This is a genomic window from Nocardia sp. CWNU-33 (assembly GCF_046764895.1).
In the GTDB taxonomy this organism is placed as follows: Bacteria; Actinomycetota; Actinomycetes; order Mycobacteriales; family Mycobacteriaceae; genus Nocardia.
Window position 1 is genome coordinate 1 of record NZ_JBKOQN010000055.1, and the last position, 17,446, is coordinate 17,446.

A 17,446-nucleotide genomic window follows, 5' to 3' on the forward strand; every position below is an offset into this window, starting at 1 on the left:
AGCCAGTTCCGCGCGTGGAGACGGTCGCGGATTGGGTGGCTGCGGCACCGGCCGAATTGAAAGCTTCGATCCTGGTGTTCTGCGATCGCCAGCAAGAGCTGATGCTGTGGCGTGAACTGGATCTCGGCTCGATCAAAGACGGCTTCCCAACGGTCCTGGATGTCGAGTACGCCGCATACGGGCTGGATGTAGACGTGCAGATGCGCGGCGGACACAAACTAAGCGACTGGACAGATCAGAACACCCTCGACGCCTTCGCCCAATACATCGGCGTCCCCGAAGTCACCGCGCTGTCATCGTTTCCCGGATTCATCCGCATTCAGGTCAGGGTGCACGACACCCTGGGCGCCCCGGTCCCGCTACCGGTGGAAGTCCCTGATCACGTGGACTTGGAAGCGGTTGTCGCAGGGGTTTTCGAGGACGGCCAGAACTGGACTGTTCCGATTCAGGGCCGTCACATCCTGGTCGGCGGCGGTATGGGCTCGGGTAAGTCGAGTGTGTTGTATTCGCTGGTCAACGGTATGGGTCCGGCGATCCGCTCCGGTCGGGTGGATCTGCGGGTGATCGACCCGAAGGGCGGAATGGAGCTGGGATACCTGGAACCTTTGTGCACCCGGTTCGCCTGCACCGGCGAAGAGGAAATGGTCGGCCTGCTCGAAGAAACCGTCAAGGATCTTCAAGAGGCCACCCAACGCTACCGGGGCAAGGTCCGCAAACCCGTTCCGACACCGCAGAACCCTCTCGTGGTCACGATCATCGACGAGGCCGCCACCCTCTCGGCGTTCTCCCCGAAGATGCAGGCTCGGTTCGAACAGGCTCACGGCCTACTGCTCTCACAGGGACGCGCTCCGCTGTATTCGGTGATCGAGACGGTGATCGATCCGTCGAAAGAGAATGTGCCGCAACGGCAATTGCTTCCCTATCGGGTCGGCATGCGCATGGACGAAACCGGCCAGGTCGCCATGATCCACGGCCAGGGAGCCCGTAACCGCGGCTCCTACTGCGACCGCATACCTCACTCGACACCGGGCGTTTGCTACGTCCAGGAAGACGGCAAGGCCGGTTTCTCGCGGGCTCGGGCGTTCATGGTCACCGATGCCGATGTGGATCGGATCGTGGCGCAGTACAAGCCGGTTCCTCGTCCGGTCGATCTGGCCGACTTCGCTCAGGGGCGTGCGGCATGAGGACAGGGTTTGTCATGGAGTGCCATGTGGTCATCTACTGCGACGGCTGCGGCGACATCTACACCGAGAACACCGCTGAGGGCATCTGCTTCGACACGGTCAACCAGGCTGTCGGCTACCTCAACGCCCGACCTTCTTGTGTCGGCTGGATCTATGACGGCGACAAGGTCGTCTGCGACGGCTGCCAAGCATCGGCCCGCTGCACCGAACACGGTCACACCTTTCCCGAGCGTCGTGTCTCCCTGCGGCGGCTCACCAAAACCACTCATTCCCGCACGTGCACCGTGTGTGGCATCTGCGAAACCGAGGTCCTGTCATGAACACCAGCCGCCGTTACGACGACAACGTCATCGACCTGCAAGCCCGTCGCCGCTGCCAGCTGCAAGCCCGTGGCCTCGATCCCGTCACGGTCGCGGTTCACCTGCTCGCCGAAACCGGCGCACTGCCGGCCTGGGGCACCGATGACTACGACGGTGGGGACTGGGCGGCATGAACAGTCACGAGTCTTCACACGGCTATTGGAAGCCGGAGCGGGGCATGGACTTTCACCGGGTGCTGGTCTCCGCCGATCGTGGGCATCTACGCGAATCGTGCGAGGTATTTGCCAACTACCTTCCCGGCGCCACGCAGGATCGGCAGGTCCAGGTGACCTTGCACAAGGAACACAACTTCGCCGCTGTGCTGCATCTGGCCATGACTGTAGATGACGCCATCGCGGTCGTTGGTGTGCTGCAAGCCGTAATCCAGCAGGCGACAAGCGATGTGCCTGGAGAGGCGAAATGACTACAACATCGGTGGTCGTGGTGGTCGGGGTGTTCATCGCGGGGATGGTGCTGTGGCGAGGCAGGAGTCCGCAGACCTTCGAGCGGTGGATCGCCTCCCCGGTCTGTGCCCGCTATCTCGCCTGGTATCGCTACCGGCGTCGTTGGACCCGCCTCATGACCGCCGCCCGCCTCACCCGCACTACCGACGACGGCGCCACTCGTGTTCCGCGCTTGCTGTCGGTTCGTATCGGTGAGGCTACCGACCGGGTTCGGGTGCGGATGCTCGACGGGCACTGCCCCGCCGACTACGAAAACCGCACCACTCAGCTCGCTGGCACCTTCGGCGTACGCGGTTGCGATGCCACTCTCATCGGCCCGGGAACGGTGGAAATCGTTCTTCACCAACAAGATTCACCCGAGTTCGCTGGGCTATCGAACGACTTGGACGACGTGGCATGACCGACATGGTCGACGGAGGCCGGACCGAGGACACCACCCCCGATCCGGCCTCCGGCCACTGATCAATCAGATTCCGAAACACGAAGGGGGACAACACGTTATGACCGCACCGATCATCGGCATCGCCCCCAACCGGGAAACCGCTGCCGACCGACGCGCGATGCCCGACATCAACGACATCGCCGAATCCGCAGCGGAGAAGGAAGGCGTGTGCGCTCGGGTTGTGCCTATGCGGGCATTCGATCCGATCACCTCCCGCACCTCCTACGTCGGCGCCCCCTGCAAGTCCACCAACGCCACGACCTGCCCGGCCTGCGCGAAAGCCAACCGCTACCTGCGCATGACCCAGCTGCGCGAAGGCTGGTGTGCCGAACACGAACCTGTCGACGCCACGACCGAACCGACCCAAGCCCAGCAGGACGTATTGGGTGGACGCGCGATCCTTTTCACCGACTATCACGACGCTCGCCGCGACGGAGATCACGAACTCGCCGACGCGATCAAGACTCTGGTGGCCGACCTCGATGTCGAGCTACGTGAACTCGGTGTCCGTGGACGGCTCCCGGCTCTGGATGAGAAACCGCGCCGTAAAGCGAAGTCCACGCGCCGCCGTGACGACGTGCCCGACCTGCCACGCAAGAAGGTCAACAAGACGCTGACCGTGGGCGCCGCCTACGCGAACGGCAAGCATCGGCCCTCGACGTTCTTCACCCTCACCCTGGACTCCTACGGGCACATCAACAAGGTCCGCGACCCCAAGACCGGGAAGATGGTCTCCGACGGTTCCCCGCGCGACCCGCAGTCCTACGACTACACCCGCCAGGCCCGCGACACCATCCACCTCGCCCGGTTGTTCGACCGGTGGATGCAGAACCTACGCCGCGCTGTCGGCTGGAACGTCCAATACTTCGCAACCGTGGAACCACAGAAACGTGGTGCTCCGCATCTGCACATCGCTATCCGGGGTTCGATCCCCTCGCAGCTGCTGTATCAGGTCACCGCGGCAACCTACGTCAACATCTGGTGGCCGCACTTCGACACCCCGGTCTACACCGAGGCGAACATGCCGCAGTGGGACTATTCGGCCGGCACTTTCACCGACCCCCGCACTCACAAGCCGCTGACGTACTGGGATGACGCCCTGGCGGTGATGGACACCGTGGACGATCTCGAGCCAGCCCACACCATGAGGTTCGGGGGTCAGTCCAAGGCGGTGCAGATCCTCGGCCGCACGGAAGAGATGGACACCAAGGTTCGGTATCTGACGAAGTACCTGACCAAGTCCATCGGGGAAGTCCTCGAGACCGACTCGACTCGCGTTGCGGTGCATTACGACCGTCTTCACGCCGAGCTGCAGCAGACTCCGTGCTCGCCTCGGTGTGGTGTGTGGTTGCGCTACGGCATCGTCCCCAAGGGCGCCAACGAGAAGACCCAGCCCGGCAAGTGCAAAGGCAACGCACACCGCCGCGACACCCTCGGCCTGCCCGGTCGACGCTGCTTGAACTCCGGCAAGTGGTCGGGCAAGACGATCCCTGATCACAAGGCCGATCGCCTCGACTTCGTGCGCGCCGAGCTCGCCCGCGTCGGCATCCTCAAGCCGGATACCTCGCACCTGCGGATCACCCCGGTAGGGCCTGGCGACAAGGACGCACCACCTCGTTCGCATCTGGTCATGGCACTTGTCGCGGCCCGGATCAACCAACGCGCGGAGTACACCAATGCCCGCCTCGCCATGACCGAGGGACCACCAGACGATGGCGGCTACTCACCAGAAATGGTTGTGCCACAGGATATTTCGGCCATTCAGCGATCGGCAGCATAGAGAGGAACCTAGATGGAGACGTACGGAGTCTGGTGGTACACAACCGAGGAGGTTGCTCGGATGTTGAGTGTTGATGCGTCCAGCTTGCGGCGTTGGCGGACTGCTCGCCCACCGCAAGGTCCGCCGTTCGTACAAGTGTCCGATCGCGTGGTCCGCTACAGCTCAGCCGATGTGGAGTCGTACTTGCAAAGCAAGCGTGTCGATCCCATGGCGGCGTGATGGCTGATCAGGTGCAGGTGATCCTCCTCGGCGTCCCGGTTCGGGGTGATGTCGAGATCCGGGACCGCGCGAAGTCCTGCCGGGCTCGAGTGCGATGGGTCGATCCGACCACCAAAAAGCGGTGCTCGAAGTCGGAAGCGTTCGACACTCGCGAGGAAGCGGACGAGTGGATAGATCGCATTCGGCAAGCTGCGGCTAGGGGTGTCGATCCGAAGGCTGCGACGGCGACTCTGGCTGAGTACGGGACTGCGAATTTGGACTTGGCGTTTCGCGGTGTCGAGCCAAAAACGCTCGATCCGTACCGCGCTGGCTGGCGTCGTCGGGTTGTGCCTACTGTGGGTCATCTGCCGGTCACCATGATCACGGCTGGTGTGGCTGATCGGGCCGTCGGCATCTGGATCGCGGATGGGTGCACCAAATCGACGGTGAAGAACACGCTGGCCGCCTGGGTGAGGGTCATGGACCAGGCCGTGAGGGATGAACTGATCGACCGTAACCCGGTGCAGGTGGTGGGGTGGCAACGCCAGTTTGCACGGCACGAAGACGAACTGGACGATCCGAGGTCGTTGGCTTTGCCCGACTGGCAAACACTCACCAAGCTCGCTGCGGCGCTCGTCGATGCATCGACGGACAAGTATCAATGCTGGGGTGACGTGGTGATCTTCGAGGCGTGCACCGCTACCCGCATCGGTGAAGTGTCGGGGTGCCGCGTGGCCGACATCGACACCGACCAGTGGGTGTGGACGCTGCGCCGCCAGACGACTCCTGGCCCTGGCGGCATGAAGGACAAGGGCACCAAAGGTAAACGAGCTCGAAGGATTCCGATCATCGAGGAGCTGCGACCACTGGTACTCAAGCGGATCGCGGCGGCCAATGCTCGGCCGGATGCTCGGCTCTTCGTCGGACCACGAGGTGGCAGGATCGCGACCGGTGTACTGCGGCGGGCCACACATTGGGACGACGTGGTGGCCAAACTCGGCTATGAGCATCTGCGTCGGCACGATCTACGGCATACCGGATTGACCTGGTTCGCGGACGCTGGCGTGCCGCTGCATCGGCTCCAGAAGATCGCTGGGCATACCGACCCACGGATAACGCAGCGATACCTCCACCCCGATATGCAGGGGCTCACCGACGACGGGAATCTGCTCTCACAACACCTACGGTCCCCACGTGGTCCCCAACTGCGAGTGGTCGGTGAATGAGAAAACCCCTTCCGATGCTGGTCGGAAGGGGTTTTCTGTTTGTCGGGATGACAGGATTTGAACCTGCGACCACTTGACCCCCAGTCAAGTGCGCTACCAAGCTGCGCCACATCCCGGTTGCGTCCGCATGCGGGCGCTCGAAAAGATTACCTCAGAGAGGGGCGAGACACCGAATCGCCTGGTTGATGGCGTCGCGGGCGGGTTCGGGAGTTACAGGGGTGTAACTCGGGCGGCGGCTCGGGGGTCGTCGGCTACGGCGAACCAGACGTCGAGGGCGGTGCCGTTGCGACGGCCGATGAGGCGGACGTTGTCGCCTGCTTTGAGGGGTTTGGCGTATTCGATGACGGTGCGGTGGGGGCCGGATATCAGGTCGGCGTGGGCGGCGAGGAGCTCTTCCAGGGCGCCGAGGTAGACGGCGTTGTTGACGTGGTCGAACCAGTCGATGTCGGCGATGCGCAGCGGGAAGGGTAGTTCGTGGACGCCGGGTTCGTCCGGTGCGGGGATGAGGGTGGTGAGAGCGGCTTTCCAGCGGAGGCGGTGTTCGGTGGTGCTGGCGAGCAGGGGGGCCATGAATCGGTCGCTCATGCGGGCGGGGACACCGGATTCGGTGCCGAAGTGGATGAGGAAGGCTTCGGTTTCGACGAGGCCGCCTTTGCTGCCGCAGATTTGGACGCGCATGTTGCACCAGCGGTTGGAGAGGCCAGAGCACCAGCGGCGGAGGGTGGCGTATTCGCCGAATTCGATGGGCTTCAGTACGTCGATGACGGTGCGGCGAACGACCCAGCCGCGGTGGGTGTCGCCGTCCTCGACAGCGTCGAGGTGGTCGAAGCCGATGTCTTGGAGGTAGCGGGCGATGGCGTCGAGGCGCAGGCGTTGGTCGCTGTCGGTGTCGGCGAGGCGCACCGGCCAGCCCGTCTGGAACGGGGATACGGTAGTAGGGCGCTCCGACAGCACGCTGGGAATGACCATGACCCGAATAATGCCAGGTCGGGGCGGTTAGCACGCATTCCGAGCCGCTCGCGTCGGGATATAGGGGGCAATTCGGAGCAGTCTGCATTCAGGTGCGTCGCCGTCGTCCGTCGTTGGCCGCCGCCGCCGCTCCGGCCACCGCACGAGAACCCTCTGACCCGATGGTTGTCCCGATAGACGGGAGACATACCCGAAGCTGAGAGCCCGACCGCGGGCGGTGGAAATCTTCGCGCACTGCCCCGCCGCCAACACTGTGGCGAAAGCCCGATGGTCATCCGCCCGGACAACGATTCACAGTGCGGCGGAATGGACAACAGGCCCTGTTCACGCACCGTCAGGAGATGGACAATTCGACGTCACCCTGTTCGAGGATTCGGGCCAAATCGGCGGGGATGGGCATGGGAGTGGTGATACCGACTGCGGCGCGGCCGGTATTGCCGATCGGGACGCGGCCGACCGATGAACCGAGGCCGGCTACCGACAGTCGGACCAGCTGACCCAATGCTTCGCCGCGGTCGTGGCAGCGCAGAGCCAGGCGCAGCATGTGCCAGTGGGCGCGGGTGTGCGGCCAAGCCCAACGCTGGGACAGGATGTGCGCGCGTTCCAGTGCGCGCCACATTTCATCGAGATCTGTTGTGGTGTAGGCAGATTCCAGCTCAGCTTCGAAGGCGGCGCGGACTGTAGGTGGAAGGGAAGCCATGGTTTTCCTCCTCGGGGGTGTCATGAACCAGACTCGCCCACCGGCGCATCGGGTGGCTTGAACAAACCTGCTGTCCAGCCGACGGGTAGCTCGGCGACCCAGCGGATGCCGCGGAACTCCGATGGCGGAGCGCCGAACATGCTGCGGCACACGCGTGTCAGATGGGCGCTGTCGGCGAAACCCGCGCTGTGTGCGACAGCGGTCAGTGCGTGGCCCGCCGCAAGTAGTTCGACGGCACGCTGCAGCCGCAGCCATCGGAGATAGGGCCGGAAAGGCAGACCGATCTCGGCGGAGAAGACATGGGCCAGTCGACTTTCCGACAGGTGAACCGCATCGGCGAGTTCGGCGAATCGGATGGGGCCGCTGCTCAACCGGTCCGGAAGCAGGCGCAGCACTTCGGACACCGCGGGATGACGCGTTGGACCGCCCGTCCCGAAACTCGAACCACTCTCGTGCAGCCACTCCATCGCTGTGCCATGGCGCACGGTCGAATGCGGCGGTTGGCGCACCGAGCCGGATCGCACTGCCGAATTCACCCACGTACATATGGCATCGAGCTCTCTGGGCGTTGCACCCATTGCCTCGCTCGGTCCGCCGATCCCTGTTGGCGGCTCGTTGCCTGCGGGCGGATGCGGGCGGGTCGCCAGTTGCTGCGGGACACACAAGGATTGACCAGCACGGACCCAACTACCCACCGCTGCATGCGGATTCGGCCGCCTACTCAGCTCCGAACCCGCTGCGGACTCCGGATCGATGTGCACCAGGATCCCATCGGCCGCGCCGCGCACAACCGCGTGCGGCACATCGGGCGGAATGACAGCGGACCGGCAGACCAACTGCTCCCCCACCGCATCCTCGAATACCATGTCGGCACGGGTCGCGATCACCTGCACGGTGTGATGAGCATGCATGGCCGCTGCACCCACTGCACCGGTGATCACCAGAAGACCGGGACGCAGCACAGCCAGTCCCGCCCACCGATGTGGATCCACGTCAGCGACCTCGCTCATCCCCTCAGTGTCGGCCCTGGACAGACACAGCGGAGGAGAAATCCGCCCCGGAAGCCTGACATGCGCGCAACGGCCGAGCCCGCTCTCCCACAGCTGATAGGAGAGCGACTCGGATGGTCGTCCGCGCAAGATGCTCGGCTGCGGGTGAAGTCTCGTGACAGCGCATGAAGGCTCCCCACAGCGCACCGGCAGGAGCCGATTCCAGCTAGTCCTGCTTCCAGGCACCCGAGGCAACCGCGTCGTGCACGTAGTCGGCGAAGTCGATCGGCTCGCGGCCGAGGAGACGTCGGACCGTGTCGGTCACCACAGCGTTTCGTCCGTCGAGGAGAGTGGCAAAGATGTCGAGCATGCCGGCGACCTCTTCGTCGGGCATCCCGAACTCGGATGTCAACACCGCGCCGAACTGCGCGCCGGTGACGGGGATGTACTGGACATTCCGACCGGACTCCGCCGCGATTGCGTCGACCGCGTCGCCGAAGCTCAGCAGTCGGGGGCCGGTCAGTTCATAGTCCTGGCCCGCGTGTCCGTCCTCGGTCAGCGCGGCGGCCGCGACGTCCGCGAGATCGCCGGAGTCGATGAAGGGCTCCAGGACCTGACCGGCGGGGAAGGCGACGCCGCCGGCCAACACCATGTCGGTGAAGACTCCCTCGTCGAAGTTCTGGTTGAACCACGCGGCCTGCAGAACTGTCCATTCAGCGCCGCTCTCGCGCACTGCCTGCTCGGTCGGAGCGGCCTGGTCTTCACCACGGGCAGACAACAGCACGAGTCGCTGGACGCCGTTCGCCACGGCCAGTTCGCTGAACGCCCGGATGGTGTCACCGGCGCGGGGATCCCCGATGTCCGGGGTGTACATGAGGAACACTCCGTGCACACCCTGGAGTACCGACGCCCAAGTGCTGCGGTCCTCCCAGTCGAACGGGATCTCCGCGGAGCGGGACCCGATGCGGACCGGAAACCCCTTGGCGGCCAAGCGCTCTGCTACGCGGCGACCCACCTTGCCGGTGCCGGCGGTGACGAGGATGGTTTCGGTGTGGTTCTGCGTTGTTGTCATGCTCCCAGTCAAGCCGGACGGGGATCAGCAGACCATCGGCGAAAGACTCGGCTCCATGTCTGTGCGTCTACGTCACGGAGACGCACAGCCGAACACTCGTCATAGCTATAGGAATCACGAGCGTTCCGTGCGTGAAATTTCCATATCAAAGCCCGACGGGGATCGATTGGGCCACCGGGTCATTTCACGACTTCGATTACATCGCCGGGCGATACATGGTGGTACAGCGTCTCGGCACCCTCGGGTGTCATTCGTATGCAACCGTGCGACTGTTCTTCGATCGGTCCGATATGAGTGGCAATGTCGCCGTTGAAGAACACGGCCCAGCGCATCGGCGCATTGTGCATCGTGCTCCAATGGTCTTCCTTCTTGAACGCGACGCGGAAGACGCCGGGAGGAGTTTCATATCCCGGTCTACCATGCGAAATCGGCGTCGGGCCGTAGGTCACCTTGCCGTTGTCCAGCAGCCATGCCTGATTGGTCGAGAGTTGCATGCATACTCGCGCCGCCTCGGTGGTGCACGGCGCGACGACCGGAGCGGGAACAGGCGGGATCAGTGCTGGTAGACCAGGAATATCCGGGCCGCCCGGCCACAATGGTTCGGCGTACGCGGGGGCCATGACGGCGAGTCCGGCCGATGCAGCACCGATGAAAATCACCGATCGGGCTACCCATTGGAGTAAGCGCTTGTTGCTCATGGCGTTTCTGACCTCTCTACCCTTGCCCGTCACCCTGAGTACCGCCTGCCAGGGCGATGGGGCCATCTCGTCGGTACAAGCTCGGAACAATCTGGAGGTGTTGAAGATCATTGTGAACCGCATTCCCGCTCCTTGCGAGACATTCCGTTCATATTCACCGCGCCAATTGAGTGATCAAGATCGACACATGGGGCAAATAGCGGCGCAAACCCGTGAAACCTTCCGACTGGTCGGAGCTGATTTGTTTATCGCACGACTGCCCCGCACAACAACCTGCCCGAACACGGTGGCGGCAAGAGCGCGCTACCGTGGTAATCGAGTGCTGATCGCGCTTGCGACCCGAGTTCGTATCACGGGTCGACGAGACCGAAGATCGGTTCATGGCGAAGGAACGAGTGATCTTGCGACCAAGTCCGGCACTGCTGTTGTCCACGGCGGCGCGGACCACCATTCTGACCACCGGTTCCAGGTTCCCCATCGACACCACAGGCGCCCGAGCAGCCGACCGGCCTGGGACGTTGCCTGCACAACGGCCACTGACGAACGGCGGAGTGGCTCTCGCAGCAGCAACTTCGGCGGCGACCTGCATCCGCCACATCCCGACCGCACCCGATAAACCTCCTACCGAGGTCTCGGGTGCCGCCGAGCAGAAAATCGACGACCGCTTCGCGGGCACACCCACCACGTCGACAACGTGCAACCGATGACCACGTCCAGCACCCGCCGGAAAGTCGGTGCGGCCCTTCTTGTCCTGACGATCTCGTACTACGTCGTCGAATTGATCGTCGCGTCACGCTGGCCCGCACCCCATGCCTATAGCTGGGCACAGAACATGATCAGCGACCTCGGCGTCCCCGAATGCCTCGGTGACATGCACAAGTACGGTGACAGCGCACTCAGCGGCCGTTATATCTGCTCGCCGTGGCATGCGCTGATGTCCGCCGAGTTCGTCTTGCTCGGCATCCTCATACTCGCCACCGCCATCCTGCTCTCGCCGTTACTACCGAAAACTCCACTCGGCAAGGCATTTCCGTATCTGGCCGCGATCAACTGCCTCGGCATGGTCCTCGTCGGCACCTTCCCGGGCAGCTCGGGCGAAATACCCGGCGGCAGCCGATTTCGCGCCGTCGCGCATCCCCTGGGCGCGTACCTCGAATTGCTGACCGGTATTGCGATCATGGCGATAGTCGCCTACCTCTATTGGTCGCATCGCGCTTACACCGCAATCACTCTCGCGCTGCTCGCCGCGAGCCTCGTGGGCGTGGTCGCCGGACTCACCACCACGCATCTTGGCATGGAACCCGGCGCCGCCGAACGACTCGCGATAGATCCTTTCGTCTGGTGGCGGATCATGACCGGCATAGCACTGCTCCTCGCACCCGCGCGATTCGCCACACGCCGAGCATCGTGAGCGGCTCACGAACAGCTCACCGTGCACCTGGACAACGCAGCACTGGTCGCCCCATCCCCCGCGACCCGATCCGGTCGCGATGTTCGCGGTCGCGAACCTCCACCGCCGCGGGCCTCCGATGGGACAGACTCTGTCCAGGACGCGTGGAACGGTCGCGCTACGGTGTGCCGGACCGACATCCCGGGGGTTGCGCCGCGGTCATCATCAGGGTGGCGTACTGCGACGTCGACAGACCGCATACCTCGAGCTCCTCCCCCGATAGCCGACCGCATATTCAACCACGTAACAGCGGTCGCCGCGAAAGACTTCTGGCCACAGGGCCCGGTCGCGATCAGAGGGGCGTACGCCGTATCGGCCTACACCCCTCTGAGTGCGGAACGGCGACAAACGTTTTCGTCGCCGTAATGCCTACTTCTTTCGCTCCCGCTTTTCGCGCACGCGGACCGATACCCGCACCGGCGAACCGTCGAAGCCGAACTCCTCACGCAGCCGGCGCTCGATGAAGCGCCGGTAGCCCGCCTCCAGGAAGCCGGTGGTGAACAGCACGAAGGTCGGCGGGCGCGTCGTCGCCTGGGTGGCGAACAGGACGCGGGGCAGGCGGCCACCGCGCATGGGCGGCGGGGTCGCCGCAACCACTTCCTTGAGCCAGTTGTTCAGGCGGCCGGTGGGGATTCGCTTGTCCCAGGATTCCAGAGCGGTTTCCATTGCGGGGACAAGCTTTTGGACGGCGCGGCCGGTATGGGCGGAAATGTTCACCCGCTGCGCCCACGGCACACGGACCAGGTCTCGATCGATTTCACGATCGAGTTGCAGGCGGCGGTCCTCGTCGACGAGGTCCCACTTGTTGAAGGCGAGCACAAGCGCACGACCGGAGTCGGCGACCATGCTGATCACCCGCAGATCCTGTTCGGTGATCGGCTGCGAGGCGTCGACCAGCATGATCGCGACCTCGGATGCCTCCAGCGCCGACTTGGTGCGCAGCGAGGCATAGAACTCCATGCCACTGGCATGCGAGACCTTGCGGCGCAGACCCGCGGTGTCGACGAACTTCCAGACCTTGCCGCCCAACTCGACCAGTGAGTCGACCGGGTCGACGGTGGTGCCGGCAACGTCGTGCACCACCGAGCGCTCGTCGCCCGCCAATTTGTTGAGCAGGCTGGACTTGCCGACGTTCGGCTTGCCGACCAACGACACCCGGCGCGGGCCGGTGCCGCCCGAACCCTCACGCGGGGTTTCCGGGAGCACGGCCAGCACGTCGTCGAGCAGGTCACCGGTGCCGCGACCGTGTGCGGCCGAAACCATGCGCGGTTCGCCGAGACCGAGTGACCACAGGGCGGCGGCCTCGGATTCGATCTTCTGATCGTCGACCTTGTTGGCAACCAGGATCACCGGGATCTTGGCCCGGCGCAGCTTCTTGACCGCGGCTTCGTCGGTGGCGGTCGCGCCGACCACCGCGTCCACCACGAGCAGGATCGCGTCGGCGGTGCTCATGGCCAGTTCGGCCTGGCGCGCCACCGACTGCTGCAGGCCCTTGGCGTCGGGCTCCCAGCCACCGGTGTCCTGAACCAGGAACTTGCGACCGGACCAGTTCGCCTCGTAGGACACCCGGTCGCGGGTGACACCGGGAATGTCTTCCACGACCGCCTCGCGACGGCCGATGATCCGATTGACCAACGTCGACTTGCCGACGTTCGGGCGGCCGACCACGGCAAGGGTCGGCATCGGGATATGCGCGTCGAGATCGAATTCACCGTCGAGATCGACCATCTCCCAATCGGATTCATCGCTCCATACGCCGTCGCCAGCGAGAACATCCTCGCTCACTTGGCACCTCCCATCCGGCTCGCCGAAACCTGCCGGCGCACAACGCGAAACAGCTCGTCGATCACTTCGTCCATATTCATGTCACTTGTGTCAACCAGCACCGCATCCTCGGCGGGACGCAGCGGCGACACCTTGCGGGTGGAGTCGAGGTTGTCGCGGCGCTGCACGTCGGCGAGCACGGCCTCGTAATCGTCGCCGCGGCCCTCGCGGATGTTCTGCTGGTTGCGCCGCTCGGCGCGCGCCTCCGCCGAGGCGGTCAGGTAGATCTTGGCGTCCGCGTCCTGCAGCACGACGGTACCGATATCGCGGCCCTCGACCACGATTCGCTGTGCCGTGGAGGTGATGTCGCGCTGCAGAGCAACCAACAGATCACGCACCTCCGGCACAGCGGACACCGCGGAAACTGCCTTGGTGACGGCATCGCCGCGGATCTCCGACGACACATCGATACCGTCGAGCAGGATGACTTCCCGGCTCGGATCGGTGCCGATCGTCAGCGGCAACTCCTTGACGGCCGCACCGATCGCCGCGGTGTCGGTCAGCTCGATGCCTGCACGCAGCACGCGCAGCGTCGCCACGCGGTACATCGCGCCGGTATCCAGGTAGTTGGCGTCCAACCGCGTCGCCAGACGACGCGAGACGCTGGATTTGCCGGTGCCCGAAGGTCCGTCCATCGCGACGACAAGTGGCGAAGTGCCCGATATCTGCCCTGGGGCCTCGACCGGAATCTCCACACCGTTCACAACGACACCGCCTCATACAGTTTGCCGACTTCATCGCGACCGAGCACACGCAGCGTGCCGGGCCGTTGATCGCCCAACGCGACCGGACCGATATTGGTGCGCACCAGCCGGGTCACCGGGTGGCCGACGGCATCGAGCAGTCGGCGCACGATGTGCTTGCGTCCTTCGTGCAACACCAGTTTCACCAGGGAACGTCCCTCGCCCAGCTCGAGCACCTGGAACTTGTCGACCTTCGCGGGACCGTCCTCCAGCTCGATACCGTCCTTGAGACGCTTGGCGATCGACTTGTTGACCTCGCCGTTCACCGTCGCCAGGTAGGTCTTCGGCGTCTCGAACGAGGGGTGCATGAGCCGGTGGGCGAGATCACCATCATTGGTGAGCAGCAGCAGGCCCTCGGTATCGGCGTCGAGCCGGCCGACATGGAACAGGCGTTGCCCGGCCGCGATGCGCTCGGCGACGATATCGCCGACGCATGGACGTCCGAGGTCGTCGGACATGGTGGACTGCCAGCCCTTCGGCTTGTTCAGCGCGATGTGGACGAGTTCTTCGCGCACCATCACGCGGGTCCCGTCGACACGGACGACGGCGGTCTGCGGGTCGATCCGCAGACCCTGCTCGGTGACAATGGCGCCGTCGACCTCGACGCGACCCTGCTCGATCATTTCCTCGGCAGCGCGACGCGAGGCGACGCCCGCCTTGGCGAGCACCTTCTGCAACCGTTCGCCTTCACCCGCAGGCAGTTTGACGTGACCTTCGGCGACGGGCTCGACGTGCTGCCGCTTGGCCGGCTTGGCGTTGTTCAACAGTGTCGGCGCGACAACTTTGCGCTCCGGCTTCGGATTCTTGGCCTTGCGTGGGCTCGCCCCAGCCGTCGGAGACTGTGCGGGCCGCCGCGCGGCACCGCCCTCCGAGGCGCCGCGGTAGCCACCTTGCGACGAACCACGTTGCGCGGCACCGCCTTGCGCGGATCCACGGTAGCCGCTGTCGCTCTGCGAACCACCACGGTAACCACCGCCCTGCGACGAACCACGCTGACCGGAACCACCCTGCGAACCACCGCGATAGCCACCGTCGCTCTGGGAACCGCCACGGTAACCACCGCCCTGTGAGCCACCCCGGTAACCACCGCTCTGCGACGAACCACGGTAACCGCCCTCGCCTTGCGAGCCGCCGCGATAGCCGCCGCCTTGTGCGGAACCACGCTGACCACCCTGCGAACCGCCACGATAGCCACCACCCTGGGAGGAGCCGCGGTATCCGCCCTCGCCCTGTGAGCCGCCGCGATAGCCGCCACCCTGCGACGAACCACGCTGACCACCCTGCGAACCGCCACGATAGCCACCGTCGCCCTGCGAGCCACCCCGGTAGCCGCCGCCCTGCGGCGAACCGTGATGGCCGCCCGCAGCTTGTGAACTCCCGCGTTGACCCCCCTGCGAACTGCCGCGGTAGCCCCCGCTCTGCGAAGATCCGCGTTCACTTCCTCCCCAGGAAGCTCCGCGCTGTGTTTCTCCCCGTTGTGCCGAACGGGCTCCTCGGGAGCCTGCGTCACGGCCTGCGCCGCCTCTGGTGGGCTGGTCGCTTCGTTTTCTACGATCCGGTGTGCCATCTCGGCGAGCGGGCGTATTCATGTTGTCCTGTCAGTCCTCGGTGCCGAGGTCCAAATCGGCCTCGGCTGGTTTCCTCAGCCTGGTGTAACGGGGATCCGTGTCCAGGCTCTCGTTGATCTCATCGATCAGGTCGACGCCCGGAAGTAGGGGCGCCAGTGGCGGCAGATCGGTCAGCGACGGGAGTCCGATCCGTTCCAAGAACAGCTCGGTCGTGCAGTACTGCGTACCGTTCGTCTCCGGGTCGACCCCGGCCTCGGCGATCAATCCCCGAGCCAGCAGGGTTCGCATCACCCCGTCGACGTTCACGCCGCGCACCGCGCTGACCCTGGTTCGGGTCACCGGCTGACGGTATGCCACCACCGCCAGCGTTTCCAACGCCGCCCGCGTCAATTTCGACCGAGCGCCGTCGAGCAGCATCCGTTCCACATACGGCGCGTACTCGCTGCGAGTATAGAAGCGCCAACCGTCCCCGACGAAACGTAGATCAATACCGCTACCTCGCGCGGACAGTTCTGCCGACATTTCCCGCAGCGTGCGATCCACCCGCGCCGAAGTGTCCGCCAACGCGTCTGCCAGCAACTCTACCGGGGCCGGAGCGTCGACAATCAGCAGCATGGCCTCCAGCGCCGACCGGAATTCGTCGTCGTCGAGCGACTCGGGGGTGAACTGCGCCACTGCGTCGCTCTCGGAGTCGTTCCCGACATGCTCGCTGGCAGTCCTCGCTCGCGGGGCATCGGCGTCGGCACGCTCGGGATCCGCGCTCGACCCACTCGGTCCAGTGGTGTCGGCGGTGCCGTCGTTGTCGGCGATCGCACCCGCGGCTCGCGCATCGCCCGCCGAAATGTCGGCGGTGGCCTCGCCGTTCTCGCTCACCCGTAGTCCTCCTCGATAGTCACGGCGTCTGCCGTCTGCACGGTGTCGTCCTTCGGGTCACCGATCCAGCTGACCGAGAGCGGGCCGAGTGGGTCGGGCTGGTCGAACTCGATTGTTTTGCCGCGATACAGCTCCAGCAAGGCCAGGAAGCGGGCGACGATCTGGATCGGCACGTCGCAGTCGACCACCAGTTCACCGAACGTGGTCCAGCCGCCCGGTCCGCGCAGTTTCAGCATTTCGAGCACGATCGCGGCCTGCTCGACGACCGAGATAGCGTGCGAGTGCAGGTGGTCGAGGCCGACCTTGGGCACCGGGCGCGGCCGGAACGCCGCGGCTGCGACGGCAGCGAATTCGTGGGCGTCGACCCCCAGCGTAACCTCGGGCAGCAGCTCGGCGAAGCGCTCCTCCAGCCCGACCGCACGCGGATAACGTCGCAGCGCGACGGCCTCCAGCTCACCGAGCAGCTCGGCCACCTGCTTGAACGCGCGGTACTGCAGCAAACGCGCGAACAACAGATCGCGCGCCTCGAGCAGCTCGAGGTCCTCGGCGTCGGTCATCTCCCCCGACGGCAACAGCCTGGCCGCCTTCAGGTCGAGCAACGTGGCTGCGACGACCAGGAATTCGGTGGTCTGGTCCAAGATCTTGTCGGCACGCAAGGCCTCCTGCTTGCCGCCCTCCGAACTCGCCGTCAGCGCCGCCGTCAATGCCTTCGTGTAGGCGATGAACTCATCGGTGACCTGGTGCAGCGCCACCTCGGTGACATCGAGCTTGCGCGAGCTGATCAGCGTGAGCAGCAGATCGAACGGTCCCTGGAAATTGCTCAGCCGCAGATGGAATCCAGTCTGCTGGTCCGAATCGCCCGTACCGACGACAGACTCCGAGCCGAGCATTTCCGTGGTTGACGATG

20 protein-coding genes and 1 tRNA gene are annotated in these 17,446 nt (G+C 64.8%); 10 read left to right on the forward strand and 11 right to left on the reverse strand.

Going from position 1 to position 17,446, the window contains the following annotated elements:
• The 8 genes from ACLMAL_RS36975 to ACLMAL_RS37010 form a co-directional block, all read left to right on the forward strand.
• On the forward strand, positions 1-1,184 hold a 1,184-nt coding region (locus tag ACLMAL_RS36975), incomplete at its 5' end, for an FtsK/SpoIIIE domain-containing protein (RefSeq protein ID WP_412003312.1).
• Entirely contained in the window at positions 1,181-1,504 is a 324-nt protein-coding gene (locus ACLMAL_RS36980; RefSeq protein ID WP_412003313.1) for a hypothetical protein, read from the forward strand. The genes ACLMAL_RS36975 and ACLMAL_RS36980, both read left to right, overlap by 4 nt.
• A complete protein-coding gene (locus ACLMAL_RS36985; RefSeq protein WP_412003314.1) occupies positions 1,501-1,677 on the forward strand; it encodes a hypothetical protein in 177 nt (58 codons plus the stop codon). The genes ACLMAL_RS36980 and ACLMAL_RS36985 overlap by 4 nt, the downstream gene beginning before the upstream one ends.
• Before the next feature lie 44 nt (positions 1,678-1,721).
• Positions 1,722-1,967 carry a hypothetical protein gene (locus tag ACLMAL_RS36990; protein ID WP_412003315.1) on the forward strand — a complete coding sequence of 82 codons (246 nt, stop codon included), beginning with the start codon at positions 1,722-1,724 and terminating at the stop codon, positions 1,965-1,967.
• Positions 1,964-2,407 carry a hypothetical protein gene (locus ACLMAL_RS36995; protein ID WP_412003316.1) on the forward strand — a complete coding sequence of 148 codons (444 nt, stop codon included), beginning with the start codon at positions 1,964-1,966 and terminating at the stop codon, positions 2,405-2,407. Before ACLMAL_RS36990 ends, ACLMAL_RS36995 begins: the two co-directional genes overlap by 4 nt.
• Positions 2,408-2,507: 100 nt before the next feature.
• Positions 2,508-4,229, forward strand: coding sequence for a replication initiator (locus ACLMAL_RS37000; protein WP_412003317.1), 1,722 nt, complete (start codon positions 2,508-2,510; stop codon positions 4,227-4,229).
• Between the two features lie 12 nt (positions 4,230-4,241).
• The gene (locus ACLMAL_RS37005) at positions 4,242-4,448 is read left to right on the forward strand and encodes a helix-turn-helix transcriptional regulator (protein WP_412003318.1); all 207 of its coding nucleotides are present in this window, start codon (positions 4,242-4,244) and stop codon (positions 4,446-4,448) included.
• Positions 4,449-4,918: 470 nt separating this feature from the next.
• Positions 4,919-5,653 carry a tyrosine-type recombinase/integrase gene (locus ACLMAL_RS37010; RefSeq protein ID WP_412003319.1) on the forward strand — a complete coding sequence of 245 codons (735 nt, stop codon included), beginning with the start codon at positions 4,919-4,921 and terminating at the stop codon, positions 5,651-5,653.
• A gap of 42 nt (positions 5,654-5,695) precedes the next feature.
• Here ACLMAL_RS37010 and ACLMAL_RS37015 read toward each other — a convergent pair.
• From ACLMAL_RS37015 to ACLMAL_RS37040, 6 genes are all read right to left on the reverse strand, one after another.
• Positions 5,696-5,769, reverse strand: a tRNA-Pro gene (locus ACLMAL_RS37015).
• A 94-nt stretch (positions 5,770-5,863) separates the two neighbouring features.
• Positions 5,864-6,622, reverse strand: coding sequence for an acyl-[acyl-carrier-protein] thioesterase (locus ACLMAL_RS37020; protein ID WP_328411926.1), 759 nt, complete (start codon positions 6,620-6,622; stop codon positions 5,864-5,866).
• A gap of 334 nt (positions 6,623-6,956) precedes the next feature.
• Complete coding sequence (locus ACLMAL_RS37025; RefSeq protein ID WP_412003320.1) at positions 6,957-7,322, reverse strand: DUF3703 domain-containing protein; 366 nt, start codon at positions 7,320-7,322, stop codon at positions 6,957-6,959.
• Between the two features lie 20 nt (positions 7,323-7,342).
• On the reverse strand, positions 7,343-8,332 hold the full coding sequence (locus tag ACLMAL_RS37030) for a helix-turn-helix transcriptional regulator (protein WP_412003321.1): 990 nt from the start codon (positions 8,330-8,332) through the stop codon (positions 7,343-7,345).
• Positions 8,333-8,537: 205 nt separating this feature from the next.
• Entirely contained in the window at positions 8,538-9,383 is an 846-nt protein-coding gene (locus tag ACLMAL_RS37035) for an NAD(P)H-binding protein (RefSeq protein WP_412003322.1), read from the reverse strand.
• Between the two features lie 179 nt (positions 9,384-9,562).
• Positions 9,563-10,192 carry a L,D-transpeptidase gene (locus ACLMAL_RS37040; protein WP_412003323.1) on the reverse strand — a complete coding sequence of 210 codons (630 nt, stop codon included), beginning with the start codon at positions 10,190-10,192 and terminating at the stop codon, positions 9,563-9,565.
• 269 nt (positions 10,193-10,461) lie between these two features.
• Here ACLMAL_RS37040 and ACLMAL_RS37045 point away from each other — a divergent pair, with 269 nt between their 5' ends.
• Both ACLMAL_RS37045 and ACLMAL_RS37050 read left to right on the forward strand, forming a co-directional pair.
• Entirely contained in the window at positions 10,462-10,788 is a 327-nt protein-coding gene (locus tag ACLMAL_RS37045; RefSeq protein ID WP_412003324.1) for a hypothetical protein, read from the forward strand.
• The gene (locus tag ACLMAL_RS37050; protein ID WP_412003325.1) at positions 10,785-11,492 is read left to right on the forward strand and encodes a hypothetical protein; all 708 of its coding nucleotides are present in this window, start codon (positions 10,785-10,787) and stop codon (positions 11,490-11,492) included. The genes ACLMAL_RS37045 and ACLMAL_RS37050 overlap by 4 nt, the downstream gene beginning before the upstream one ends.
• A 408-nt stretch (positions 11,493-11,900) precedes the next feature.
• Here ACLMAL_RS37050 and der read toward each other — a convergent pair whose 3' ends face one another.
• The 5 genes from der to ACLMAL_RS37075 form a co-directional block, all read right to left on the reverse strand.
• Positions 11,901-13,316 (reverse strand): ribosome biogenesis GTPase Der, encoded by a 1,416-nt coding sequence (der, locus tag ACLMAL_RS37055; protein ID WP_328411912.1) that lies wholly within the window; start codon positions 13,314-13,316, stop codon positions 11,901-11,903.
• A complete protein-coding gene (cmk, locus tag ACLMAL_RS37060; RefSeq protein WP_412003340.1) occupies positions 13,313-13,990 on the reverse strand; it encodes a (d)CMP kinase in 678 nt (225 codons plus the stop codon). Before cmk ends, der begins: the two co-directional genes overlap by 4 nt.
• A 65-nt stretch (positions 13,991-14,055) precedes the next feature.
• On the reverse strand, positions 14,056-15,687 hold the full coding sequence (locus tag ACLMAL_RS37065; protein ID WP_412003326.1) for a pseudouridine synthase: 1,632 nt from the start codon (positions 15,685-15,687) through the stop codon (positions 14,056-14,058).
• Positions 15,688-15,696: 9 nt separating this feature from the next.
• Positions 15,697-16,341 carry an SMC-Scp complex subunit ScpB gene (gene scpB / locus ACLMAL_RS37070; protein WP_406239424.1) on the reverse strand — a complete coding sequence of 215 codons (645 nt, stop codon included), beginning with the start codon at positions 16,339-16,341 and terminating at the stop codon, positions 15,697-15,699.
• Positions 16,342-16,535: 194 nt separating this feature from the next.
• Positions 16,536-17,429, reverse strand: a complete 894-nt coding sequence (locus tag ACLMAL_RS37075) for a segregation and condensation protein A (RefSeq protein ID WP_412003327.1) — start codon at positions 17,427-17,429, stop codon at positions 16,536-16,538.
• Positions 17,430-17,446 lie beyond the last annotated feature (17 nt).